The organism is Ruegeria sp. L11 (assembly GCF_056531755.1).
On sequence record NZ_JBQFMI010000003.1, the window covers coordinates 30,617 to 51,384 of the forward strand.

The window sequence follows — 20,768 nt, forward strand, 5'->3', positions numbered from 1 at the left end:
AAGACAAGGCAAACTGTACGCATATCAGGGCTTCAATCAACTTTGGAGATTCCAGATGAAAACCGCTTTCCTTTCTGCTGCTCTTGTCGTCGTCGGCTATGCTGCTGTTGCAGATGAGAACAAGATGAACGATCTTGAGATCGCGCATACAGCGTACACTGCCGGTGAAATCGACATCCGCTATGCGCATCTTGCTCTTGCTGTGTCCGACAATAACGACGTTCGGGATTTTGCAAACACAATGATCCGTGATCATGCGGCCGTGAACCAAGCTGCTGGGGCGTTGATCCAACAACTGAATGTAACGCCCCAGGACAACGCCCTTAGCCAGGCCCTGGTTAAAGGTTCGGTCGAGAAACGCGATGAGCTGAGCGGGCTGCGCGGCAAAGCCTTTGATTGCGCCTACGCTCAGAATGAGCTCGCCTATCATCAGATCGTGAACAAAACGGTTGAGGACGAGTTCATCCCCAACACCACCGTTGAGCCGCTCACCAACCTGCTGCAGGATGCTCTTGCCACATTCAAACAGCATGAAGGCCACGCCGAACAGATGGTGTCTGGGCTGGATTGCGGCTGATGGCTGTACTGTCACGCAGAAAGTTTGGTGCCGTACTGGGTGCGGCACCGCTTACTCTTCTGGCTGGCGCACAGGTTGCGTCCGCCGGGGCAACCAGCCATCAGGTTTCCATTCGCAAATTCAAGTTCGCGCCTGAGAAACTCGAAGTTTCGGTCGGTGATGAGGTGATCTGGACCAATCTGGACATCGCGCCTCACACCGCAACGGAACAAAAGATGCAAGACTGGGACACCGGACCGCTAGAGCGGAACGAAAAGGCAGCCGTGGTATTCGACAAACCCGGGGTTTATACCTATTTCTGCGTGTTTCACCCGCATATGAAGGGGACTATCATAGTGAAAGATTAATCAGCGGCTAAACGCGGGGAACTGAGCGTCGCCGTGTTTTGATTTCTTCATCAGAGTCACCTCATTCACCCGTAAAAAACCTACGTCCAAACGCCCCAATTATTCGGTGAGATTTCCACCCGGCGCGTTTGGTAATACGATTACAGCAACATCAGACCACACTCATCACTCAGCAATCAGACACCCGCAGACGCGTGCCAGGCAAATGAGTATTCCAATGGCTTTACACCCGGCGTGCCTGTTCAACCCGCGGCCGAAGAATACGAAAAGCACACCTGCAAGAACGAGGGAGTGTCAGAGGCAGAGTATACGCGCGAAGTTGTCGTGATATTCGGTGGCGGACCAATTCCATTCCTATGATCCTGCTGTTTTGTCACGTTTTCCTTTTGGATTGAAATAACGCGTCGCACCCGAAGAAATCGCACGCCATTATGCGCGGCGCCTTCAGATGCACTGGTTGGTCACCGCAGGGTTATTGTGTTGAATTCGGGCCTTCAGGATGCTTTCTGCTTTGGCCTTCTTAAGAGGATTACGGGTCGATTTCCCCACGATCAGCTGGTGGGTGCGGTCTCTCAAATCACAGATTTGAATCGATGTTTCTGGATGCGATTTTGGGAAAAACGACTAAAAGTTCACGGTTGTTTACTCCACCAGCTTGGAATGCGTTGCCGACTTTGGCCCCAAGATTGTGGCCGGAAATTGGAGTAAATTTGGTTTATGTCTGCGTTTATGCCTCAATTTTGGCGACGGAGAGCGGCCGCTATTCAACTTATTGTTATATTGAAGAAAAATGTCGATCACAAAGGCGTTATACTCCGATTTCCGTGGCGGAACCCTTGGTACCCTACGCCCTGTTCAGTGATGTGAATTGTGGCGCGGCTTTGAAACCCAAGCCGTCTATGGCATTTGCCAAGCGAATCCCTACGCCGCCCGCATTCCGAGGCGTGATGGTGTTCGCAAAAGGGCCATTACGGTTCAGTCGCCGCTGTTACGACAGATGGGCCATGAATGCCTCGACCACACGCTCATACACATCGCGCTTGAAGGGCACGATTTCCGCGATCAGCTGGTCGGGCTCTTGCCATTTCCAACGGGTAAATTCCGGGTGATCAGTTTCAATGTTGATCTGATCGTCGGCGCCGGTGAAGCGCAGCAGGAACCATTTCTGTTCCTGCCCGCGATAGCGACCTTTCCAAATGTGGGGCACGATGTCATGGGGCAGGTCATAGGGCAGCCAGCCCTCGGTTTCGGCGATGATTTCGACCAGATCAGCCGTGACCCCGGTTTCCTCCCACAGCTCTCGCAGGGCTGCGTCGCGGGGATCTTCGCCCTTGTCCACACCGCCCTGCGGCATTTGCCAGGCGTCTTGTGGGCCGTCGTTTCGCATACCCACAAAAACCCTCCCCTCGGCATTCATCAGCATCAGCCCGACGCAGGGGCGATAGGGCAGTTTGGCGATTTCTTCGGGGGTCATGCGCGGCCTCATCGGGTTGTTCCGCCCACCTCTAGCAATCACCGGCGCCACAGCAAAGAGGGTGACGTGGGGTTTCGCGTGACAAAGTTGACGCGAACGTCAATCTAGCGGGCAAATTCTGGAGGGAGAGTTCCGCCATGACTGCGTACCCGAATATGCTGGCCCCGCTGGATCTGGGCTTTACCACGTTGAAAAACCGCGTGCTGATGGGCTCGATGCATACGGGGCTTGAGGAGACCGGCGACTGGAACCGGGTGGCCGAGTTCTATGCCGACCGGGCGCGGGGCGGCGTGGCCCTGATGGTGACGGGCGGGATTGGTCCGAACCTTGAAGGCTCGGTCCTGCCGGGGGCTTCGATGATGGTGAGCGACAAGGATGTGGCGCACCATTCCATCGTGACGCAGCGCGTCCATGAAGCGGGCGGCAAGATCGCAATGCAGATCCTGCATGCGGGGCGCTATGCCTATGGGCCGAAATGCGTGGCCCCCAGCCCGGTGAAATCGCCGATCTCTCCGTTCCCGCCCACTGAGCTGGATGAAGAGGGCATCGAGAAGCAGATCAGCGATATCGTCAACGCCGCCGCACTGGCGCAAAAGGCGGGTTATGACGGGGTCGAGATCATGGGGTCGGAAGGGTACTTCCTGAACCAGTTCCTTGTGACCCATACCAACAAGCGCACCGACCGCTGGGGCGGGTCTTATGAGAACCGGATGCGTCTGCCGATCGAGGTCGTGCGCCGCACGCGCGAGGCGGTGGGCACCGACTTCATCATCATCTACCGGCTGTCGATGATCGATCTGGTACCCAACGGCTCGACCCATGACGAGGTGGTGCAACTGGCGCAGGAGATCGAAAAGGCCGGGGCCACGATCATCAATACCGGGATCGGCTGGCACGAGGCGCGGATCCCTACCATCGCCACCAGCGTGCCGCGCGCGGCCTTTGCCTGGGTGACCAAGAAGCTGATGGGCAAGGTGGGGATACCGGTGATCACATCGAACCGGATCAACACGCCCGAGGTGGCCGAAGAGGTTCTTTCGACCGGCTGCGCCGACATGGTCTCGCTGGCCCGCCCGATGCTGGCGGATGCGGATTTCGTGGCCAAGGCGATTGCGGGTGAGGCCGCAAAGATCGCGCCTTGCATTGCCTGCAATCAGGCCTGTCTGGATCACACGTTCAGCGGCAAGCTGACCTCGTGCCTCGTGAACCCGCGCGCCTGTCATGAGACGGAGCTGGTGATTGAACCGGCTAAAACGCGCAAATCCATTGCCATTGTGGGGGCAGGCCCTGCCGGTCTGTCGACCGCAATGATCGCGGCCCAGCGCGGCCACGATGTTACCCTGTTCGACCGCGCTGATGAGGTCGGCGGGCAGCTGAACATGGCCAAGCAGGTGCCGGGGAAAGAAGAATTCTGGGGTCTTGTCGACTGGTACCGCACCATGATGGATGAACTGGGCGTGAAAGTGGAACTGAACCGCGAGGTAGGCGCAGATGACCTGACCGGCTTTGACGAGGTGGTCATCGCCACCGGTGTCAGCCCGCGTGATCCGCAGATACCGGGGCAGGATCGGGACAACGTGCTGAGTTACATCGACGTGCTGCGCGGCAAGGCTGAGGTTGGCAAGTCTGCTGCCGTGATCGGGGCCGGTGGCATCGGCTTTGATGTGTCCGAGTTCCTGCTGGAAGAGGGTCACAGCGCCACGACCGACCTGCCGCTATGGATGAAGGAATGGGGCGTGACGGACCCGGCTGAGCACCGTGCAGGGTTGGCGCCCGAGGGGCCGCAACCCAGCGCCCCCGCACGTCAGGTCACCCTGTTGCAGCGCAAGAAACAGGCGCATGGCAAGGGTTTGGGCAAAACCACTGGCTGGATTCACCGGGCAACGCTGAAGATGAAGAACGTCAATTTCGTGGGCGGCGTGAATTATGAACGCATCGACGATGACGGTCTGCATGTCAGCTTTGGCGAAGAGCGCGCAGACCCGACGGTGATCGCGGCCGATACCATTGTGTTATGTGCCGGTCAGGTGTCCGAACGGTCACTGGCGGACGCGCTGATCGAGCGGGGCATCACCCCCCATGTGATCGGGGGTGCGGATGTCGCCGCCGAGCTGGACGCCAAGCGCGCGATCAATCAGGGCACGCGGCTGGCGGCGAAGTTCTGATCGCCCCGGTTTAGCGTTTCCTAGTCGGACAGCGCGAGTTTTGCACCCAGTGCGCCAAAGGCCGTTGCAAAACTCCGCCTGATCCACTTCATCACCGTTGGACGGCGGATCACATAGTCGCGGGCCAGTGCTGCGCAGCCCCCGTATCCGACGAAGACAACAAAGGTCATGCCCATAAAGGCCAGTGCCAGCTGGATCAGCGCACCCCCTGCGTTCGCCGTGTCGGCTGGCAGGAACTGCGGCAGAAACGCCAGAAAGAACAGCGACAGCTTGGGGTTCAGCACGTTGATGAGCGTTCCCGTGATGGCAATCTTAAAACTGCTTTTCGCGGTCTTGTCGGCGGTGACATCCAAGGCGCCGCCACTCTTGAGGATGCCCCACGCCATGTAGAAAAGGTAAATGACACCAAGGTATTTCACGAGCTGAAACGCCACGGCACTGGTGTGCAGCAATGCGGCAAGCCCGACGATACTGGCCACGGCAGCGGGAACGATTCCCACTGTGCATCCGACCGCGGCAGCAACGCTGGCCCGGAAACCGCGGCCAAGGCCAACGGCCAGTGTGTAGATGACACCGGTGCCCGGCAGCAGCACGACGATCATGGAAGTGATGAAGAATTCCAGTGACATTCAAACCCCCTGCAAATGCGCGCAGGGTCGCGAACATCCGCAAAGATGTAAATACCGATCGGTCAGGGAACAGGGGTTACGGCCCGGTGTTGCCGTCGGACGGGGTGGTGAAACTTGGCTTTGCAAAGGGTTTTCGGGGTTCCGCGCCCCCGGCCAAAAGACCGACAAGGACGGAGACGGAGAAAACGGATTTCCTGACCCCTTCTGTGGTCACAAAAATGCCATTCTAAGATGAACAGAAACGAAGGATTGCGCGGAAAATGCAGTATCGCAGGGTTCGGGGCCGGTTTGGAAACCACTGTTTCTGCGTTTCTGATACGCAAACGATCCGATTCAAATCCCTGATATTATCCCATGTATGCCCCGATTCCGCCCAGATTCAGAGCGATAGTCGGGTTGGAAATCAAGATCTGGGGAACGAGAATGGACCGACTGACCGAAATGGAAGCCTTCGCCAATGTGGTGGACCAGGGTGGCTTCACCGATGCGGCCAAGAAGATGGGCATCTCCAAATCGGCCGTGTCCAAACACGTCTCGAGCCTCGAAGCGCGTCTGGGAGCCCGGCTGCTGAACCGCACCACGCGCCGGGTGTCGCCGACGGAAATCGGCCTGGCCTATTATGACCGCGCGCGTCGCGTTCTGAATGATGCGGGTGAAGCGGATTCGCTGGTCACATCGATGCAATCGGCTCCGTCCGGTCTGCTGCGCATCAGCGTTGCCACGGATTTCGGCGTAAATCACCTGTCGCCGGTCCTGTCCGATTTCCTGGCCGTCTACCCCGACATCACCGTGAACATGGTTCTGAACAACCGCTATGTCGAACTGATTTCCGAGGGATTTGACGTGGCCGTGCGCATCGGAGAGCTGGAAGACAGCACGTTGCGCGCCCGCAAGCTGACCGAAACGGTCAAACGCATGGTTGCCGCGCCCAGCTATATCGAACGGTTCGGGCGCCCGCAGAAGATCGACGATCTGAACGAACACAAGCTGCTGCACTATTCCAGCCAGTCGTCAGGCAATGTCTGGAAGCTGACCGCACCGTCCGGTGAAAAGCGTCAGGTGCGCACCGCGGGCTGGCTGAGCGTGAATGACGGCCAGTCGCTGCTGAACGCGGCCATCTCGGGGCTGGGGATCGCGTATCTGCCCAGCTATCTTTATGCCGAAGCGTTGAAGTCGGGGCGGGTTGTCGATGCCATGCCGTCCCTGCCGGACGAGGTACAGGGCATTTACGCCGTTTATCCGCCCGGCCGCTTCACACAACCCAAAGTACGGGCCTTCATCGATTTTCTGGTCGATGCATTCGAAGACAAAAGCCCGATGGATTGGTAGTTTCTCCCTGAAGACCAACCTTTGGCCCGCATGTCAAAGTGCGGGCCTTTTTTATGAACCGATCACCGTCAGGCCGATGGATCGCGCGGAAGAGCGTAGGCTTTCCATCAATACGTTCTGGCCCGGCGGCGGCGTTTCGGCATTGCGCGCCAGCAATGCGATATCGCGATTGGCATTGGGAATGGACAGCGGGCGCAGCCGTACTTCGTCGCGGTAAATGCCCTGTCTGCGGGCAAACAGATCCGGCAGTACCGCAACCCCAACCCCCGAGGCCGCCATCAAGACAATGGAATCAAGCGTTGTGCCTTCATATTCGTCCGAAACCACGCCACCGCACTCGGCTGCCAGCGCATAGACGATACGCGACAGGCGGTGGCTTTGGTCAAGGGTCAGGAACAGCCGGTTCTGCAAGTCGGCCGCTCTGACGCCCTGTGGGTCTTGTGCCAGAACGTCGTCAACGGCCACCGCGACCCAGAGGGGTTCGTTGAACAAACGGTGCTGCACGGTATTGGGGTGATCTTCGGGCGTTGACAGGATCAGATCAAACCGACCGGATTTCAGACCCTGTTCCAGATCGCGGGTGTTTTCCTCGCGCACGACAATGCGCAACCCCGGGCGCAGGCGGTGCACCTCTTTGATGGCTTGCGGCAGCAGGTACGGCCCGATCGAAGGCAAAACGCCCAGTCGCAACCTTCCTCCGACAGGCATATCGTTGGTCATGGCGTGGCGCAGGTCCTTGACCTCGGCAAGGATCTTTTGCGCGCGCGAGATGAACTCTTCCCCCTTTGTCGTCACCTGAATTCCGCCGCGGTTGCGGTCAAAGATCCGAACGCCAAGCTCTTGTTCTACGGTCGCAATTTGCGCTGACAGGCTGGGTTGGCTGACATTCAGCACCTCGGCGGCCAAACTGAACCGCCCGAGGCGGCTGACCGTGACGATGTATTCCAATTGGCGCAAGGTTGGACGCATTTCATAGCCTGAAACTATGTTAAACTTAAAAAGATAGTATTTGGCGAAATCAATTTTGCAAGGCACCTAGCCCTGAAACGAGGGATCAGGAGTCAAGTATGCCCGGAGTGATCGAGACGCTGTCCAGCAATCTGCTGGTGCCCACCATTTTGTTTTTTGCCCTAGGGCTTCTGGCGGCTTTTGTGCGCAGTGATTTGTCTATCCCGGCGGGCGCGGCCAAGTTCATGTCGCTTTACCTGCTGCTGGCCATCGGGTTCAAAGGCGGTGCCAGCCTGGCCGCGCATGGCATCCACCTGCAACTGTTCCTGACCCTGCTGGGCGGCGTGGCCCTGTCCTTTACCATCCCCTTCGTGGCCTTTGCCCTGCTGAGGGTTATGACACGGCTGGATGCGTTGAATGCAGCGGCGGTCGCAGGGCATTACGGCTCGATTTCGATTGTCACCTTTGTCACCGCCACCAGCCTGTTGGATCTGGTAGGTCTTGCCCATGACGGGTTCATGGTGGCGGTTGCGGCAGCGATGGAGGTGCCGGCCATTCTGTCGGCGCTGTGGCTGGCGCACAAGACCAGCGGCAATGGCGTCAAGGATGACAAGCTGTGGCGTGATCTGCTGGCCAATGGATCGATTGTGCTGCTGACCGGGGCGTTCCTGATCGGAGCCATAACCGGGGGTGAAGGCATGCAGATGATCGCGCCTTTCATCGTAACGCCTTTCACTGGCATCCTGTGCCTGTTCCTGCTGGATATGGGGCTTTCGGCTGGGCGCAGCCTGATCAGCAATCGCGACAAACTGTCGGTTGGCCTGTTCGCCTTTGGCGTATTGATGCCCCTGATCGGCGCGCTGATGGCCTGGGCCGTCGGTGCGGTGATCGGATTGCCGCAAGGCAGCCTGTTCCTATTCATGGTGCTGTCGGCCTCGGCGTCTTATATCGCGGTTCCGGCCGCCATGAAAATCGCACTGCCAAAGGCCGAGGCCGGGATTTATCTGACCCTGTCGCTGGGGGTGTCCTTTCCGTTCAACATCACGGTCGGACTGCCGCTCTACCTGTGGTGGGTCAGTTGACGAGCAAGACCGCCTCGACCCGGCGGTTCAGCTCGCGCCCTTCGGGGGTTGCGTTCGAGGTGAGCGGGGACAGATAGCCGACGCCCTGCGCCTCGATCCGGTCGGCGGCCACACCATGCGCATCAATCAGACGGGTGCGGACCGACTCGGCCCGGCTTTTGCTGACCGCGATATTGGCCTGCAACGCGCCGGTGTCATCGGTGTGCCCCACCAGCGCTAGGCGCATCTTGGGGTTTTCGGCCAGATACCCGGCCAGCAGGGTCAGAGAGGCGTATGTCCCTTCGCCCAACGCAACCTCACCGGTTGGGAAATGCAGATCGTCCAGTATCACGTGACCCGATGTTGCCAGCGCCTCAATCAGCCCGCCCGACCCCTCGACTGCCTGTTCGATCACGACCGGAACAGGGTCCGGTGCATTCTGGGGTGTGACGCGGATCATCTGGACATACCCGTCCGGGGGGTTGCGGCTGACCAACAGGCTGAGGGCAACAGGCCCCTTGGTGGCCGACAGGAAACGGTAATCCTGAATGGCGACATACATGTCCGGGGTCGGAACGACCTCGGTGCCAAAGCGGAAATCGAACCCGCCACAGGCGCGGGCATCACATTCGAACAGAATCTTGTAGCCCTGCGCCTCGATCTGGTCGCGCAGCGGGGTCAGAAGCTGAAGGGTTGTGCTTGAGCCCGCCTGAAGCCGCCACGTGTAGCGTTCAACCCGGCCTTCGAGGGTGTCAGCAGGCACCGCGCCATTCGCATAAGGCCCCGTTGGCAGGTCATAGCTGTCCAGCGGCGAGGTACGGTCGCTGATCTGGCGGGCGCTGGCTGGCAGGGTCAGGTCCTGCGCCAGAACCGGCCCCGCCAGCAGCGTGGCGATAAGGGCGGCTGATCGGATCATCGAAACTGCGCGTGATACTCGGGGTTGGGTACCATTGCCGTGGCACTGGCCACCCGGTTGGACATGTTGAAGAACCCGGCAACATTGGCGATGTCCCAGATGTCGCGGTCGGTAAAGCCTGCATCGCGCAGTTTCTGGCGGTCGGGCTCTTCGATCTCGGCGCTGGCGGTTGTCATTTTGGCGGCAAAGTCCAGCATCGCGCGCTGCCGGGGCTCGATCGGTGCAACACGGTAATTCATCACCAGCATCTCACCCAGTTGCGGGTTGCCCGAAAGCTGCCGGACCGCCGCGCCGTGTGCGACCAGACAGTAGAAGCACTTGTTGATCGACGATACGACCACGGCAATCATCTCGCGCTCCAGCTTGGACAGGCCGCTGTTGGCCAGCATCAGATCGTTATACATCGCCGTGAACGTGTTCAGCTTGTCGATATCGAAGGCGTTTGCCTTAAGCACATTCGGCACCATGCCCAGCTTTTCGACACAGATATCAAAATATTTCTGCGTTTCCGGCGGCAGCGGATCGACCATGGGCAGGTTCAGCGCGGTGGGCATGTCTTTCTGTGTCATGGCGACCCCTTTTGTTCAGACAAGGTGACGGTAATGGTATTCACTGGCGATCTCCATCCCGAGGGCGCAATAGAGACCATTGGCACCTTCATTGGCCTTGGTGCAGATCACACTGAAGGTTTGAGCGCCGTTGTCACCTGCCCAAATCGCCGCGGCGCGCATGGTCCACTGACCCAGCCCCTGACGGCGGTGCGCGGGCAGGATTTCAAGCGCATGCAGCATCGCGACATCGCCATGCATCGCCACGAAGGCTGCGCCGCTGGGTTGGTCGTTGTGGCGCAGCAGCAGACCGGTTTTGGGACCCTTCGCGCGCTCCATCACCGCCAGACGTTCGGGCCCGATCCCACCAGCTGCCCAGATTTCGCGCATGATTTCAAGCGGCTCCCAGACCGAAAACACCATGACCGGAGGGATCGGCTGATCGGTGAGGTGAGAGACGGGGCACGTATAGATGTTGACCGGATCAAGGATGTCATATCCCCGTTGCGCCAGCTTTGCATCCAGCGCCTCATCCCCCGGGCGCAGGCAGAAGATGGATTTCTGCCCCATGGCCTGCATCGCGGCCTCGGCCGCGTCGATATCTGCATCGCTGGCCCGGGCCAGCGCATTGGCCGCAGAAACACGCGAGCCGCCGCCCTGCCCTTCGCGCAGCTGAAACGGCCCCAGCCTGCGATACCGCGCGGCAGGCCATGTGCCGTCGACGATGTCCGCCCAGTCGCCTCTCAAAGCGCAAGCTCTTTCGCCAGACGGGTCATGGCCGCGTCAATCCGACTGCCATCGGTGCCGCGTACCACCACGTTGGCCCCAAAGGCCCCGTTGATCTGAAACGGATAGCAGCCGATGGACAGATCGCTGAAATCCTCGGCCAGCGCAGACAGGTTGGCGGCGATATCGCCTTCGCCCCGGTCCACGCGCAGGGTTTGCGACAGCAGGGGGCTGCCACCGGTCAGTGTGGGCAGGACGCTGGCGACCATGGCCTGAAACACCAGCGGCACCCCGGCCATCACATGCACGTTCTTCAGGGTGAAACCGGGCGCGGTCGAGACCGGATTGTCGATCAATGTCGCGCCATCCGGGATACGCGCCATCCGCAGGCGGGCGGCGTTCAGTTCCAGCCCGGATTTGTCGTAATGCGCCTGCAACAGCGCGCGCGCGTCGTCGCGAACGTCAATCGGGGTGTCAAAGGCGCGCGCAATGCAATCGGCGGTAATATCGTCATGGGTCGGGCCGATGCCGCCGCTGGTAAAGACGGTGTCGTGGCTGTCAGACAGCGCTTTGACCGCCGCTTCGATGGCGGGGGCGTCATCGCTGACGATGCGGACCTCTTTCAGATCGATGCCGTGTTTTGCCAGCTCCTGCGCCAGATAATGCATGTTTGCATCGCGGGTGCGGCCCGACAGGATTTCATCCCCGATCACCAGCATTGCTGCGGTTGGATTGGCCATGGCGCGGACTCCTCTTGATCGTCTTCAGGGGCAGGTATAGGCCGTGAGACATGCGTTTTGGAACCCCTCTTGTCCCCGCCCGCCTGATCCGTCGCTACAAACGCTTTCTGGCCGATTGCCGTTTGGAAGACGGGCACGAAGTGACTGCCCATTGCGCCAATCCGGGATCCATGATGGGGCTGGCCGAACCGGGCCAGTTGATCTGGCTTGAGCCCAATGACGACCCGAAGAAAAAGCTGAAATTCGGCTGGCGGCTGGTGGATCACGAAAACGGGCATTTCTCCGGGGTCGATACTTCCGTCCCGAACCGCGCCCTGCGGGCAGCGCTTGAGGCGCGCGAGATCCCCGAGTTGGCCGCTTATGACACCGTCCGGCCCGAGGTGAAATACGGGCAAAACAGCCGTATCGATTTCCTGCTGAGCGGCCCCGGCCTGCCAGATGCCTATATCGAGGTCAAAAGCGTGACGCTGTCCCGCCAGCCCGGTCTGGCCGAGTTCCCCGACAGCGTCACCGCCCGCGGCACCAAACATCTGGGCGAGCTGGCACAGACGGCAGCGCAGGGGCACCGGGCGATCATGCTGTACCTGGTGCAACGCACCGATTGCAACCGGTTCGCGCTGGCCGCGGATATCGACCCGGTCTATGCAGCGGCCTTTGAGGCGGCACAGGCGATGGGGGTAGAGCGGATGATTTGCGGGACGCGGATTTCGCCGGATGGAATCTGGTTGGCATCATCAATCATTCGTTGTGAAGAATTATAAGCTGCACCAAGCATTTGAATCCCACACAAAGGTATTTTCAAAGGACAGATCGATGTCGGCTCAATCTAACACCGAGAGTGAAAAGTTGGAAAAACTGGTTCGAACAACTTCGCTGACACTCATAGCCTTAGGCGGCGCTCCTGTCTTGACTCGATTTATTGGTGTACCTTTTGTTCCTTCTCCAACTTGGGTTTCTTGGACCTTTTGGCCAGCATGTGTAGTCGGCGCGCTTTCGGCGGCAATCGCACTTTGGGCAGTTCATCTCAGCCTGTCTGAAGGCATCCAGTTTTCGGCTTCATTGACAACATTCTTGGCCATATTGTTCATGCCAGTTGTCGGAGCATTTACGGGATTCTTAATTGTCGCGGCCACGACCCCGATGCTTTTATCTCTTCCATCCTTTCGAACAGTCGAAATAACCTTTGTTGTGAGCGATCCGGATATGGGGGGTCATCGACGTTGCCCCAGACCCGTCGCGCTAAAAGACACGGCGCGAGCGATTAATGTCATTTGTGATGTCCCAAAAGGTGTTCGCAGTAGACTGAGAACCGGAAGGCAAATTGTTCTGGTCGGTCCTGGCACCGATTTCGGCGTCTTTCCAACTCAGTATCACCTGCCTTGAAAGCCATGCTAAGCTTGGCAAGCATCCCCGTAAGAGCAAGTCCAAGAGTTTCTAACCCGAAACTCAGCGCCCTCTGGTACTTTCTGCACAAGCAGCGTAAAAGAAGTGCCGCGCGTAACATTTGGAGCTTTGCGTCGATGAAAGAGCATCGTGGCCGCCTGACCAAGGACGGTATCCGCATCTATGAACAGGGTGATTTTGCCGGGATGCACGCGGCGGGCGCTCTGGCGGCGCGGATTCTGGATGACATTGCCGCGCATGTCTTTCCCGGTCAGACTACGGGTGCGCTTGACGGGCTGATCACGCAGATGGTCGAGGATGCGGGCGCGACCTCGGCCACGATCGGCTATAAGGGGTATGAACACGCCAGCTGCATCAGTGTGAACCATGTGGTCTGCCACGGTATTCCCGGTGACAAGAAGCTGAAGGATGGCGATATCCTGAACATCGATGTGACCGTCATCGTGGATGGCTGGTTCGGTGACACCTCGCGCATGTATGTGGCGGGCAAGCTGCCGCGCAAGGCCGAGCGTCTGATCCAGGTAACCCATGACGCGCTGTTCAAGGGCATCGAGATGGTCAAACCGGGCAACACGTTCGGCGATATCGGCCATGCCATTCAGGCCTATGTCGAAGCGCACCGGATGAGTGTTGTTCGCGACTTTTGCGGGCACGGTCTGGGCCGCGTGTTCCACGCACCGCCGAATGTGCTGCATTATGGCCGCCCCGGCACAGGCGCGGTTCTTGAGGAAGGCATGTTCTTTACCATCGAGCCGATGGTCAATCTGGGCCGCCCCGAAACCAAGACGCTGGCCGATGACTGGACCGCTGTGACCCGCGACAAGTCGCTGTCGGCACAGTTCGAGCATTCGGTGGGCGTAACGGCAAATGGGGTCGATATCTTTACCCTGTCACCGGGCGGCAAGTTTCACCCGACCTATTCGTCCTGATCGGCGACCTGTTCGCGCAGGAGTTTCAGCAGCATCGTCTCAGCCCCCCAAGGGGTAACCGCATCGTGGATGAACACCGGCGCGCGCAGGGGGTTGGGGTCAGGTTTCGTCGTAACCTCGGCGTCGCGGGAGACTGTCCAGACAAAGGGTGTCAGAGCATGGTCCATGGCTGCACCCTAGCACAGTTGGGGGTCAGAGTCCCAACAGCGGGTGCGCCTGTGACATATCCGTGATCACCTCGGCCCCAAGATCGGCCAGCCTGTCACCACCGCCATGCGGCGCGTAGGCCAGACAGCGCATATTGGCCCGGATTGCGGCCGTAACGCCATTGTGGCTGTCTTCGATGACCACAGGGGCCTGTGCGCCAAAATTCTCGGCCGCCAGTTGGAACATCTTTGGATCAGGCTTGCCGGTGCCAAGCACATGGGCCGAGAACATCACATCTTTGAACCGGTCCCAAAGCCCGTTCTGGCCCAGCGTGATCTGCATCTTGTCCGGACTGCCGTTTGAGGCCACGCAATAGGGGATGCCCCGCTGATCCAGCGCCGCAAGCAGGTCCGCGACACCAGATACCAAAGGCACACCGGCGCGCAGGCGGTCGTAGGTTTCGGCATAGACCTGATCAATCCAGTCTTCGGGAAGATCAGCGCCCATCGCACGCGCCTTGTCGCGCACCCCGACCATGGTTCCGCCCACAAACAGGGACATGCATTCGGGCAAGGTCAGGTGCAGGCCATAGCCCGCCAGATTGTCCGCCAGCACCTGGTTCGAGATCACCTCGCTGTCGACCAGAACGCCATCGCAATCGAAAATGACCAGATCATGCACTTTGATCACCGTTCCGCATCAATGAAATATACGTGTCGCCATATTTGCGGCTTTCGTGCAACGTGAACCCGGCCGGAGCCTGCATCCGTGAGTTTTCTTCCCAAACCAGCAGCGCATCATCCGCGATCCAGCCATTGGACAGCGCGGCAATGGCTTTCTGACCCATGGCCTTGCCATAGGGCGGGTCCAGAAAGATCAGATCGTAGGGTGCGCCCGGATTTTCGCCCAACCGGGTTGCATCCCGGCGGATCAGGTCGGTGCGCCCGGCACTGCGGGTCAGGTCGATATTCTTGCGGATCAAACCCTGCGCCACGCGCCCGTCATCGACGAAGGTGACATGCGCCGCGCCGCGTGACAGTGCTTCGAGCCCGAGCGCCCCGGTGCCAGCAAACAGGTCCAACACGCGCAGGCCGTCGAAATCGATCTGATGGACCAGCACGTTGAACAGGCTTTCGCGCACCCGGTCGGTGGTCGGGCGCAGATGTGCGCCCGCATCGCCCTTGCCGATGGGGGTCAGGGCGCGACCGCGGAACTCTCCGGCGATGATCCTCATGCCTTGAGCAGCGGTTTAAGGTCTGCATCCGGGTCAGCCACGACGGCCGGGTCTGCCGTTTTTCCCATCTCGATCAGGCGCTTGCCAACCATATAGGCGCGCGGATCGTTCATCGCGTCGACCGCAATCAGCTTGTCACCGTTGTAATACCAGAAGGATACGGTCTGCCCTTCGCCCTGCCGCGTCACCACGCGGTCATATCCGGTGTTCAGGCCCGCGATCTGAAGCTTGACGTCGTATTGATCCGACCAGAACCACGGGGTTGCCACATAATCCTTGGCCGCGCCCAGCATGTTCTGGGCCACGATCTCGGCCTGATCAATGGCGTTGGGGACGCTTTCCAGACGGATGCGGCCTTCGCCATGCGGAAAAGAGGCGCAATCGCCAGCCGCCCAGATCGACGGGTCGGACGTGCGGCCATGGGCGTCGGTCCTGATGCCGTTATCCAGTTCCAGCCCGGCCATCTCGGCCAGCTGGGTCGCGGGTGCAATGCCGACGCCAACCACTACAAAATCAACGTCCAACTTTGTGCCGTCGGTCAGAACCGCGCCGGTGACCTTGCCGTTTTCGCCGATCAGACGATCCAGCCCGACACCCTCGCGGATGTCAGCGCCGTATGCACTGTGCAACGCGCGGAAATAATCGCTGGTCTCGGGCGCTGCGACCCGTTGCAGGATACGGTCGGCCATTTCAATCAGAGTGACCTTGACGCCGCGCTTGGCGCAGACAGCGGCAGCTTCGAGCCCGATATACCCGCCGCCCACGATCAGCGCGCGGGCGCCTTCGGTCACTTTGGGCTCCATCTCGTCGATATGGGCCAGATCGCGCACCACATGCACACCGTCCAGATCGCCACCAATCGCGGCAGGCAGGCGGCGCGGGTCCGATCCGGTGGTCAGCGCCAGTTCGTCGTAAGAGATAACCTCATCCCCCAGCGTGACCGTTTTGGCCTTGGGGTCGATACCGGTGACGCGCTGACCCAGACGCAGGGTGATGTTGTTTTCCGTATAAAAACTTTCAGGCCGCAGGAACAGACGCTCAAGCTCCATCTCGCCCAGCAGATAGGCTTTGGACAGGGGCGGGCGCTGATAAGGCAGATGCGGCTCGGCCCCGATCAGAGTGATTTCACCCTCAAACCCGTCCTTGCGCAGACGGGCCACCAAAGACGCGCCTGCCTGCCCCGCGCCGATCACGACAATATGGCTCATGCTTTGCCTACCCCGCAGTTTTCAAGTGGTCACCGTGTTCAGACCACCTATATTGCGGCTAAGCCCAATTCTGCAAATCCAAACGACAGGAGCTGAATAATGATTTCAACAGGAGATACCCTGCCCGAAGCAACGCTGATCCAGATGGGTGCGAACGGGCCGGAAGAGGTGCGGATTTCAGACAAGACCAAAGGCCGCAAGGTGGTGATCTTTGCCGTGCCGGGGGCCTATACCGGCACCTGCACGACCGCCCATGTGCCCAGTTTCATCCGCACAAAGAAACAGTTTGACGCCAAGGGCGTGGACGAGATCCTGTGCCTTTCGGTCAATGATCCGTTTGTGATGCAGGCGTGGGGGCAATCCACGGGCGCGACCGAGGCGGGACTGACCATGGTATCGGACGCGGCGGCAGAGTTCACCAAGGCCATCGGCATGGATTTCGATGCGCCGCCAGTGGGGCTTTTCGCGCGGTCCAAGCGATATGCAATGCTGGTCGAGGATGGCAAGGTCACGGTGCTGAATATGGAAGAAAACCCCGGTGCCTGCGAAATTTCCGCCGGAGAAGGCCTGCTGGATGTGATCTGATTTTGATCGGCCCCGGTCCGACCGGGGCCTTTCGCCGCCAATTTAACTTGAAGCACCGCCCCAGAGCGCGAATACTTGGCGTATTCATACGGGGAGTTTTTTCATGAAACTTAACGCGTTCTACCTATTACTGTCCGGCGCAGCCCTTTTGGCGGCCTGTGGACCGGCCCCAACCCCGCAACAGCAAGCTGCACGCCAGCACGAAATTGCCTGTCTGGGCGGAACGTTGGGCGGGGCGCTGATCGGGGGCGCAATCGGCAACCAGTTTGGTGGCGGATCGGGCAAGACGATCCTGACCGCAGCGGGCGCTGCCGCTGGCGGCATCGAAGGTCAGAGATTCGCGTGCTGAGGAGGTCGATATGAAACAGTTAAGCCTGGTGATATTCATGGTGGCTTTGGCCGGTTCGGGTCACGCCGAAAGCGTGGCTGAACTGCACGAAAACGAGTTGAAGGCCATCGACGCCAACAATGACGGGTTCCTGTCCAAAGACGAGTTCGATGTTTTCTCGGATTATGCCTTTCAGACGATGGACGAAGACAGGAACGGTACTCTGGGTCAGGCCGAGGCCAAGCCGTTCATGGACATCAAACTGTTCCGCAACGCTGACCGAAACGGCGACAACGTAATCTCAAGACCTGAATTTGACACTCAGATGGGCGCGGATTTCCAGTCCGCCGATCAGGACGGGAATGGTCAGCTTGATTAATGGCAGGAGCATGAGATGAACAAATGGCTCGGTTTGACAGCGCTGGCGCTGGTTGCGGCCTGTGACGTGCCGCAGGCCCCGTTGGTGACAGGCCCGGACGGGCAGGCCCGCATTCAGATCAACCTGTCTGGCCTGACCTGCTATGAAACCAAGTGTCTGGATATCAACCCGGCCGCGCGCAGTGTGCGCCAGATCGGAAACAAGACCACGGGTATTCCAAGAGCGATTGACGTCAGCGACGGCACTGTCACGCCTGCCGAGTTCCGGCAGATGGGCACTGCCGCATCGCTGGCTGGCGGTGAAGGGTCAGGCCGCAACGACCGCTAGCACAGACTGTCCATCTTTCGGGCCAGTTTGGCATCCAGCGAGGACAGGCCGCCCACATCATGGGTCGACAAGACAACCTCGACCGTGCGGTAGACATTGAACCATTCGGGATGATGGTTCCACTTCTCGGCCCAGATTGCCACCTGTGTCATCCAGCCGAAGGCATGGACGAAATTGTCGAAAATGAAAGTCTTGGTGATCGCATCGCGGCCTTCAACCATGGTCCAACCGTTTTTGAACAGCGGATCCAGCAGCGGGCCACGGGTTTCGGTCGACAAGAGTTCGGTCATTGCTGTTCCTCCGGGTTCGATTTCCTGAACGGGCCGTAATCCGTCAGAATCTCGATCTCTTCTTCCACTGCGTGGCCTTCGGCGTCCAGATATTTCTTGACCGCATCAGCAAAACCCGGATCGCCGACCCAATGCAAGCTATGCGTGCGTGTTGGCAGGTACCCTCGCGCCAGCTTGTGTTCGCCCTGTGCGCCTGCCTCGACCCGGGCCAGACCGTGAGCAATGGCAAAGTCGATTGCCCTATAATAGCACAGTTCGAAATGCAGGCAGGGATGATGTTCGATGCAGCCCCAATAGCGCCCAAAAAGGGTTTCCCGGCCGATAAAGTTCAACGCACCCGCAATGGGAAAGCCATTCCGTTCTGCCATCACAAGGGCCATGTCATCTGCCATCGTGTCCTGAGCAATATCAAAGAACTGCCGCGTCAGGTAGGGTGAGCCCCATTTGCGCGATCCGGTGTCCTGATAGAACCGCCAGAACGCGTCCCAGTGTTCGGGGCGCAGCTGGTCACCGGTCAGAGTGCGGATCCCGCCGCCAAACCCACAGGCCTGCGCGCGTTCTTTCCGGATAGTTTTGCGCTTGCGCGACGACAGCGCGCTCAGGAAGTCGTCGAAATCTGAATAGTTATCGTTCCGCCAGTGAAACTGCTGCGATCGGCGCAGCATCAGGCCCATCTGTTCACCAGCAAGGGCTTCGTCTTCGGTACAGAAGGTCACGTGAAGGGACGAAACCCGGTTGTCAGCCGCAAGCTGCACCGCCCCCTGAACCAGCGCCGACATGCCGATCCGTTCATAGCCCGGACGCACCAGAAACCGCCGCCCGGTTGCCGGGGTGAACGGCACCGCGATTTGCAGTTTGGGGTAATACCGCCCGCCCGCGCTTTCATAGGCATGGGCCCAGCTGTGATCGAAGATATATTCACCCTGGCTGTGCGATTTGGCATACATCGGGGCCGCCGCGATCAACATCCCGTCATGATAGGCGGTCAGGTATTGCGGCTGCCAGCCGGTGCCACGCCCGACCGAGCCGCTGTCCTCCAGCGCCAGCAAAAAGCGATGTGTGGTAAAGGGACCAAGCGGCCGCCCGCCATCGGCAGCTTCGGGGCAGGCGCAGGCATCCCACTCTGCCTCTGAAATCTGCGACAGAGCGCCCAGTACCTGAATCTCGATCTGTGCCTGATCCATATGTCCTCCGCGCCTGTCCTTTATCTGTGACCGCACGGAGGGGGTTCAAGTCGAATGCGCGGCCAAATAGCCTTCGAAGGTCACATTGTCGGCAACCTTGCGGGCTTCTGCCTCTTGTTCGGGCGACCGGATTGTCCAACACAGGATCGGCACGCCCCGCGCCTTGAGTTCCGCCACGCGGGGGCGCGACAGGTCTGCGGCTTCGTGGCTGATGAAACTGGCGCCGACACGGTCGAAATCCGGGATATCGCGCAAGTGATCGCAGACGCTTTGCGGCAAAAGCTCGACACTGGGCTCATACGCGCAGGTCGTGATCCCGCGCGGCAGATGCGGGGCCAGCCGCGCCAGTTCAGCGACCGAGTTGGGATTGAAGGACATCAGGGCCACCGGGCCTTTGTAGCCCTGCAACGCGCGTACGGTGTCGCGTTCAAGCGCGCCCACCTTCGTGCCCATCGCCCCGTCCTGATCCTTTAATTCGATCAGCAACGGCACCCGGCCCGCGACAATTTCCAGCACATCATCCAGTGTCGGAATGCCGTCATCCCCATGCAGAAGCGGCGTGCCAGAGGCGGCCAGTGCCGTGACCTGCTGAATGGGGCCCGACTGCCCGGTCAGACGGGTCATGTCATAATCGTGAAAGACCATTGCCTGGTCGTCCGATGTCAGTTGAAGATCGATCTCGATCCCGTAGCCAGCTTCAATCGCGGCACGAATTGCCGCCCGGCTGTTTTCCGGGCGGTTCTTGGTAATGTCGTGCAGCGCCCGATGCGCAATCGGGGCCTGCAAAAACACATCTGGTAGGGGCGGCGTCATTCGATTTCGAAAATGCCTTCGATCTCGACCGCGACACCCAGCGGAAGCGACGCCGCGCTGACGGCGGAACGCGAATGGCGACCGGCATCGCCCAGCACCTCGACCAGAAAATCGGACGCGCCGTTGATCACCTGCGGCTGTGCCGTGAATTCAGCGGTCGAGTTCACGAATCCGGTCAGCTTGATCACGCGGACCAGCTTTTCGATATCGCCGCCGCAAGCCGCCTTGACCTGTGCCAGCAGGTTGATCGCGCAGACACGCGCCGCCGCAGCCCCGGCTTCGACATCCAAGTCATCGCCCAGTTTTCCGGTGATCAGCTTATCAGTCTTCGAGATCTGGCCAGATACATAAAGGATGTTGCCGACACGCACGAAAGGCACATAGTTGGCCGCAGGCGCGGGCGCGTCTTCCAGCGTTACACCGAGGCTTTCCAGTTTGGCAGCGATGCTCATTGCGAGGGTCCTTCCCTAAATTCAACTC

The 20,768-nt window shown here is 59.5% G+C and carries 27 protein-coding genes; 12 read left to right on the top strand and 15 right to left on the bottom strand.

The features are described from left to right. Positions 1–55 precede the first annotated feature (55 nt). Both ACR0CE_RS08305 and ACR0CE_RS08310 read left to right on the top strand, forming a co-directional pair. Positions 56–577, top strand: coding sequence for a DUF4142 domain-containing protein (locus ACR0CE_RS08305; RefSeq protein ID WP_480556396.1), 522 nt, complete (start codon positions 56–58; stop codon positions 575–577). Continuing rightward, positions 577–924 carry a cupredoxin domain-containing protein gene (locus tag ACR0CE_RS08310; RefSeq protein WP_480487070.1) on the top strand — a complete coding sequence of 116 codons (348 nt, stop codon included), beginning with the start codon at positions 577–579 and terminating at the stop codon, positions 922–924. The genes ACR0CE_RS08305 and ACR0CE_RS08310 overlap by 1 nt, the downstream gene beginning before the upstream one ends. A gap of 988 nt (positions 925–1,912) precedes the next feature. Here ACR0CE_RS08310 and ACR0CE_RS08315 read toward each other — a convergent pair. After that, entirely contained in the window at positions 1,913–2,398 is a 486-nt protein-coding gene (locus ACR0CE_RS08315; protein ID WP_480773098.1) for an RNA pyrophosphohydrolase, read from the bottom strand. A gap of 137 nt (positions 2,399–2,535) precedes the next feature. Between ACR0CE_RS08315 and ACR0CE_RS08320 the strand changes: the two genes are divergently transcribed. Then, entirely contained in the window at positions 2,536–4,563 is a 2,028-nt protein-coding gene (locus tag ACR0CE_RS08320; protein ID WP_480831861.1) for an FAD-dependent oxidoreductase, read from the top strand. Between the two features lie 20 nt (positions 4,564–4,583). Here the strand turns inward: ACR0CE_RS08320 and ACR0CE_RS08325 are convergent, their stop codons facing one another. Continuing rightward, a complete protein-coding gene (locus ACR0CE_RS08325; RefSeq protein WP_480831864.1) occupies positions 4,584–5,192 on the bottom strand; it encodes a LysE family translocator in 609 nt (202 codons plus the stop codon). Between the two features lie 423 nt (positions 5,193–5,615). On the opposite strand from ACR0CE_RS08325, the gene ACR0CE_RS08330 reads away from it, so the two are divergent. After that, a complete protein-coding gene (locus tag ACR0CE_RS08330; protein WP_209505110.1) occupies positions 5,616–6,521 on the top strand; it encodes a LysR family transcriptional regulator in 906 nt (301 codons plus the stop codon). A gap of 51 nt (positions 6,522–6,572) precedes the next feature. On the opposite strand, the gene ACR0CE_RS08335 is transcribed toward ACR0CE_RS08330, so the two are convergent. Further along, entirely contained in the window at positions 6,573–7,490 is a 918-nt protein-coding gene (locus ACR0CE_RS08335; RefSeq protein WP_480484577.1) for a LysR family transcriptional regulator, read from the bottom strand. 98 nt (positions 7,491–7,588) lie between these two features. Between ACR0CE_RS08335 and ACR0CE_RS08340 the strand changes: the two genes are divergently transcribed. Then, complete coding sequence (locus tag ACR0CE_RS08340; RefSeq protein WP_480487060.1) at positions 7,589–8,551, top strand: sodium-dependent bicarbonate transport family permease; 963 nt, start codon at positions 7,589–7,591, stop codon at positions 8,549–8,551. On the opposite strand, the gene ACR0CE_RS08345 is transcribed toward ACR0CE_RS08340, so the two are convergent. The 4 genes from ACR0CE_RS08345 to ACR0CE_RS08360 are packed head-to-tail and all read right to left on the bottom strand — an operon-like array spanning position 8,544 to position 11,460. Further along, the gene (locus ACR0CE_RS08345) at positions 8,544–9,446 is read right to left on the bottom strand and encodes an OmpA family protein (RefSeq protein ID WP_480487058.1); all 903 of its coding nucleotides are present in this window, start codon (positions 9,444–9,446) and stop codon (positions 8,544–8,546) included. The genes ACR0CE_RS08340 and ACR0CE_RS08345 overlap by 8 nt on opposite strands. After that, entirely contained in the window at positions 9,443–10,015 is a 573-nt protein-coding gene (locus ACR0CE_RS08350; protein ID WP_209505114.1) for a peroxidase-related enzyme, read from the bottom strand. Before ACR0CE_RS08350 ends, ACR0CE_RS08345 begins: the two co-directional genes overlap by 4 nt. A gap of 15 nt (positions 10,016–10,030) precedes the next feature. Continuing rightward, entirely contained in the window at positions 10,031–10,741 is a 711-nt protein-coding gene (locus ACR0CE_RS08355; protein ID WP_480547226.1) for a GNAT family N-acetyltransferase, read from the bottom strand. Further along, positions 10,738–11,460, bottom strand: coding sequence for a competence/damage-inducible protein A (locus tag ACR0CE_RS08360; RefSeq protein ID WP_480474277.1), 723 nt, complete (start codon positions 11,458–11,460; stop codon positions 10,738–10,740). Before ACR0CE_RS08360 ends, ACR0CE_RS08355 begins: the two co-directional genes overlap by 4 nt. Positions 11,461–11,510: 50 nt before the next feature. Here ACR0CE_RS08360 and sfsA point away from each other — a divergent pair, with 50 nt between their 5' ends. From sfsA to map, 3 genes are all read left to right on the top strand, one after another. Beyond that, a complete protein-coding gene (gene sfsA / locus ACR0CE_RS08365; protein WP_480831867.1) occupies positions 11,511–12,221 on the top strand; it encodes a DNA/RNA nuclease SfsA in 711 nt (236 codons plus the stop codon). 52 nt (positions 12,222–12,273) lie between these two features. Next, complete coding sequence (locus ACR0CE_RS08370) at positions 12,274–12,843, top strand: hypothetical protein (RefSeq protein ID WP_480831869.1); 570 nt, start codon at positions 12,274–12,276, stop codon at positions 12,841–12,843. 137 nt (positions 12,844–12,980) lie between these two features. Further along, positions 12,981–13,793, top strand: coding sequence for a type I methionyl aminopeptidase (gene map, locus ACR0CE_RS08375; protein ID WP_209598440.1), 813 nt, complete (start codon positions 12,981–12,983; stop codon positions 13,791–13,793). Here map and ACR0CE_RS08380 read toward each other — a convergent pair. Genes ACR0CE_RS08380 through ACR0CE_RS08395 form a run of 4 tightly spaced genes read right to left on the bottom strand, consistent with a single transcriptional unit; the run spans position 13,781 to position 16,382 of the window. Then, a complete protein-coding gene (locus ACR0CE_RS08380) occupies positions 13,781–13,960 on the bottom strand; it encodes a hypothetical protein (protein WP_480506529.1) in 180 nt (59 codons plus the stop codon). The genes map and ACR0CE_RS08380 overlap by 13 nt on opposite strands. Positions 13,961–13,985: 25 nt before the next feature. After that, positions 13,986–14,621, bottom strand: a complete 636-nt coding sequence (locus ACR0CE_RS08385) for an HAD family hydrolase (protein ID WP_480832154.1) — start codon at positions 14,619–14,621, stop codon at positions 13,986–13,988. Continuing rightward, positions 14,614–15,174, bottom strand: a complete 561-nt coding sequence (rsmD, locus tag ACR0CE_RS08390) for a 16S rRNA (guanine(966)-N(2))-methyltransferase RsmD (RefSeq protein WP_480773092.1) — start codon at positions 15,172–15,174, stop codon at positions 14,614–14,616. Before rsmD ends, ACR0CE_RS08385 begins: the two co-directional genes overlap by 8 nt. Beyond that, on the bottom strand, positions 15,171–16,382 hold the full coding sequence (locus ACR0CE_RS08395; RefSeq protein WP_480773091.1) for an NAD(P)/FAD-dependent oxidoreductase: 1,212 nt from the start codon (positions 16,380–16,382) through the stop codon (positions 15,171–15,173). The genes rsmD and ACR0CE_RS08395 overlap by 4 nt, the downstream gene beginning before the upstream one ends. 99 nt (positions 16,383–16,481) lie before the next feature. On the opposite strand from ACR0CE_RS08395, the gene ACR0CE_RS08400 reads away from it, so the two are divergent. The 4 genes from ACR0CE_RS08400 to ACR0CE_RS08415 all read left to right on the top strand — a co-directional run bounded on the left by ACR0CE_RS08400 (position 16,482) and on the right by ACR0CE_RS08415 (position 18,001). Then, complete coding sequence (locus ACR0CE_RS08400; protein WP_209598443.1) at positions 16,482–16,967, top strand: peroxiredoxin; 486 nt, start codon at positions 16,482–16,484, stop codon at positions 16,965–16,967. A 103-nt stretch (positions 16,968–17,070) separates the two neighbouring features. Further along, positions 17,071–17,316, top strand: coding sequence for a glycine zipper 2TM domain-containing protein (locus ACR0CE_RS08405; RefSeq protein ID WP_209598444.1), 246 nt, complete (start codon positions 17,071–17,073; stop codon positions 17,314–17,316). Positions 17,317–17,326: 10 nt separating this feature from the next. Continuing rightward, a complete protein-coding gene (locus ACR0CE_RS08410; protein ID WP_480831872.1) occupies positions 17,327–17,674 on the top strand; it encodes an EF-hand domain-containing protein in 348 nt (115 codons plus the stop codon). Between the two features lie 15 nt (positions 17,675–17,689). Then, positions 17,690–18,001, top strand: a complete 312-nt coding sequence (locus ACR0CE_RS08415; protein ID WP_480538291.1) for a hypothetical protein — start codon at positions 17,690–17,692, stop codon at positions 17,999–18,001. On the opposite strand, the gene ACR0CE_RS08420 is transcribed toward ACR0CE_RS08415, so the two are convergent. From ACR0CE_RS08420 to ACR0CE_RS08435, 4 genes are read right to left on the bottom strand one after another with little or no spacing between them, the layout of a single operon-like run. Next, entirely contained in the window at positions 17,998–18,291 is a 294-nt protein-coding gene (locus ACR0CE_RS08420) for a 4a-hydroxytetrahydrobiopterin dehydratase (protein WP_209505128.1), read from the bottom strand. The genes ACR0CE_RS08415 and ACR0CE_RS08420 overlap by 4 nt on opposite strands. Beyond that, positions 18,288–19,475 carry a GNAT family N-acetyltransferase gene (locus ACR0CE_RS08425; RefSeq protein WP_480831874.1) on the bottom strand — a complete coding sequence of 396 codons (1,188 nt, stop codon included), beginning with the start codon at positions 19,473–19,475 and terminating at the stop codon, positions 18,288–18,290. The genes ACR0CE_RS08420 and ACR0CE_RS08425 overlap by 4 nt, the downstream gene beginning before the upstream one ends. Before the next feature lie 45 nt (positions 19,476–19,520). Next, positions 19,521–20,288 carry a glycerophosphodiester phosphodiesterase family protein gene (locus ACR0CE_RS08430; protein ID WP_480474298.1) on the bottom strand — a complete coding sequence of 256 codons (768 nt, stop codon included), beginning with the start codon at positions 20,286–20,288 and terminating at the stop codon, positions 19,521–19,523. Then, positions 20,285–20,740, bottom strand: a complete 456-nt coding sequence (locus ACR0CE_RS08435; protein WP_480474299.1) for a RidA family protein — start codon at positions 20,738–20,740, stop codon at positions 20,285–20,287. Before ACR0CE_RS08435 ends, ACR0CE_RS08430 begins: the two co-directional genes overlap by 4 nt. Positions 20,741–20,768: the final 28 nt, after the last annotated feature.

Coding starts and splice junctions, on each gene's coding strand:
- ACR0CE_RS08305 (WP_480556396.1), top strand. CDS start 56: ATGAAAACCGCTTTCCTTTCTGCTGCTCTTGTCGTCGTCGGCTATGCT.
- ACR0CE_RS08310 (WP_480487070.1), top strand. CDS start 577: ATGGCTGTACTGTCACGCAGAAAGTTTGGTGCCGTACTGGGTGCGGCA.
- ACR0CE_RS08315 (WP_480773098.1), bottom strand. CDS start 2,398: ATGACCCCCGAAGAAATCGCCAAACTGCCCTATCGCCCCTGCGTCGGG.
- ACR0CE_RS08320 (WP_480831861.1), top strand. CDS start 2,536: ATGACTGCGTACCCGAATATGCTGGCCCCGCTGGATCTGGGCTTTACC.
- ACR0CE_RS08325 (WP_480831864.1), bottom strand. CDS start 5,192: ATGTCACTGGAATTCTTCATCACTTCCATGATCGTCGTGCTGCTGCCG.
- ACR0CE_RS08330 (WP_209505110.1), top strand. CDS start 5,616: ATGGACCGACTGACCGAAATGGAAGCCTTCGCCAATGTGGTGGACCAG.
- ACR0CE_RS08335 (WP_480484577.1), bottom strand. CDS start 7,490: ATGCGTCCAACCTTGCGCCAATTGGAATACATCGTCACGGTCAGCCGC.
- ACR0CE_RS08340 (WP_480487060.1), top strand. CDS start 7,589: ATGCCCGGAGTGATCGAGACGCTGTCCAGCAATCTGCTGGTGCCCACC.
- ACR0CE_RS08345 (WP_480487058.1), bottom strand. CDS start 9,446: ATGATCCGATCAGCCGCCCTTATCGCCACGCTGCTGGCGGGGCCGGTT.
- ACR0CE_RS08350 (WP_209505114.1), bottom strand. CDS start 10,015: ATGACACAGAAAGACATGCCCACCGCGCTGAACCTGCCCATGGTCGAT.
- ACR0CE_RS08360 (WP_480474277.1), bottom strand. CDS start 11,460: ATGGCCAATCCAACCGCAGCAATGCTGGTGATCGGGGATGAAATCCTG.
- sfsA (WP_480831867.1), top strand. CDS start 11,511: ATGCGTTTTGGAACCCCTCTTGTCCCCGCCCGCCTGATCCGTCGCTAC.
- ACR0CE_RS08370 (WP_480831869.1), top strand. CDS start 12,274: ATGTCGGCTCAATCTAACACCGAGAGTGAAAAGTTGGAAAAACTGGTT.
- map (WP_209598440.1), top strand. CDS start 12,981: ATGAAAGAGCATCGTGGCCGCCTGACCAAGGACGGTATCCGCATCTAT.
- ACR0CE_RS08380 (WP_480506529.1), bottom strand. CDS start 13,960: ATGGACCATGCTCTGACACCCTTTGTCTGGACAGTCTCCCGCGACGCC.
- rsmD (WP_480773092.1), bottom strand. CDS start 15,174: ATGAGGATCATCGCCGGAGAGTTCCGCGGTCGCGCCCTGACCCCCATC.
- ACR0CE_RS08395 (WP_480773091.1), bottom strand. CDS start 16,382: ATGAGCCATATTGTCGTGATCGGCGCGGGGCAGGCAGGCGCGTCTTTG.
- ACR0CE_RS08400 (WP_209598443.1), top strand. CDS start 16,482: ATGATTTCAACAGGAGATACCCTGCCCGAAGCAACGCTGATCCAGATG.
- ACR0CE_RS08405 (WP_209598444.1), top strand. CDS start 17,071: ATGAAACTTAACGCGTTCTACCTATTACTGTCCGGCGCAGCCCTTTTG.
- ACR0CE_RS08410 (WP_480831872.1), top strand. CDS start 17,327: ATGAAACAGTTAAGCCTGGTGATATTCATGGTGGCTTTGGCCGGTTCG.
- ACR0CE_RS08415 (WP_480538291.1), top strand. CDS start 17,690: ATGAACAAATGGCTCGGTTTGACAGCGCTGGCGCTGGTTGCGGCCTGT.
- ACR0CE_RS08420 (WP_209505128.1), bottom strand. CDS start 18,291: ATGACCGAACTCTTGTCGACCGAAACCCGTGGCCCGCTGCTGGATCCG.
- ACR0CE_RS08425 (WP_480831874.1), bottom strand. CDS start 19,475: ATGGATCAGGCACAGATCGAGATTCAGGTACTGGGCGCTCTGTCGCAG.
- ACR0CE_RS08430 (WP_480474298.1), bottom strand. CDS start 20,288: ATGACGCCGCCCCTACCAGATGTGTTTTTGCAGGCCCCGATTGCGCAT.
- ACR0CE_RS08435 (WP_480474299.1), bottom strand. CDS start 20,740: ATGAGCATCGCTGCCAAACTGGAAAGCCTCGGTGTAACGCTGGAAGAC.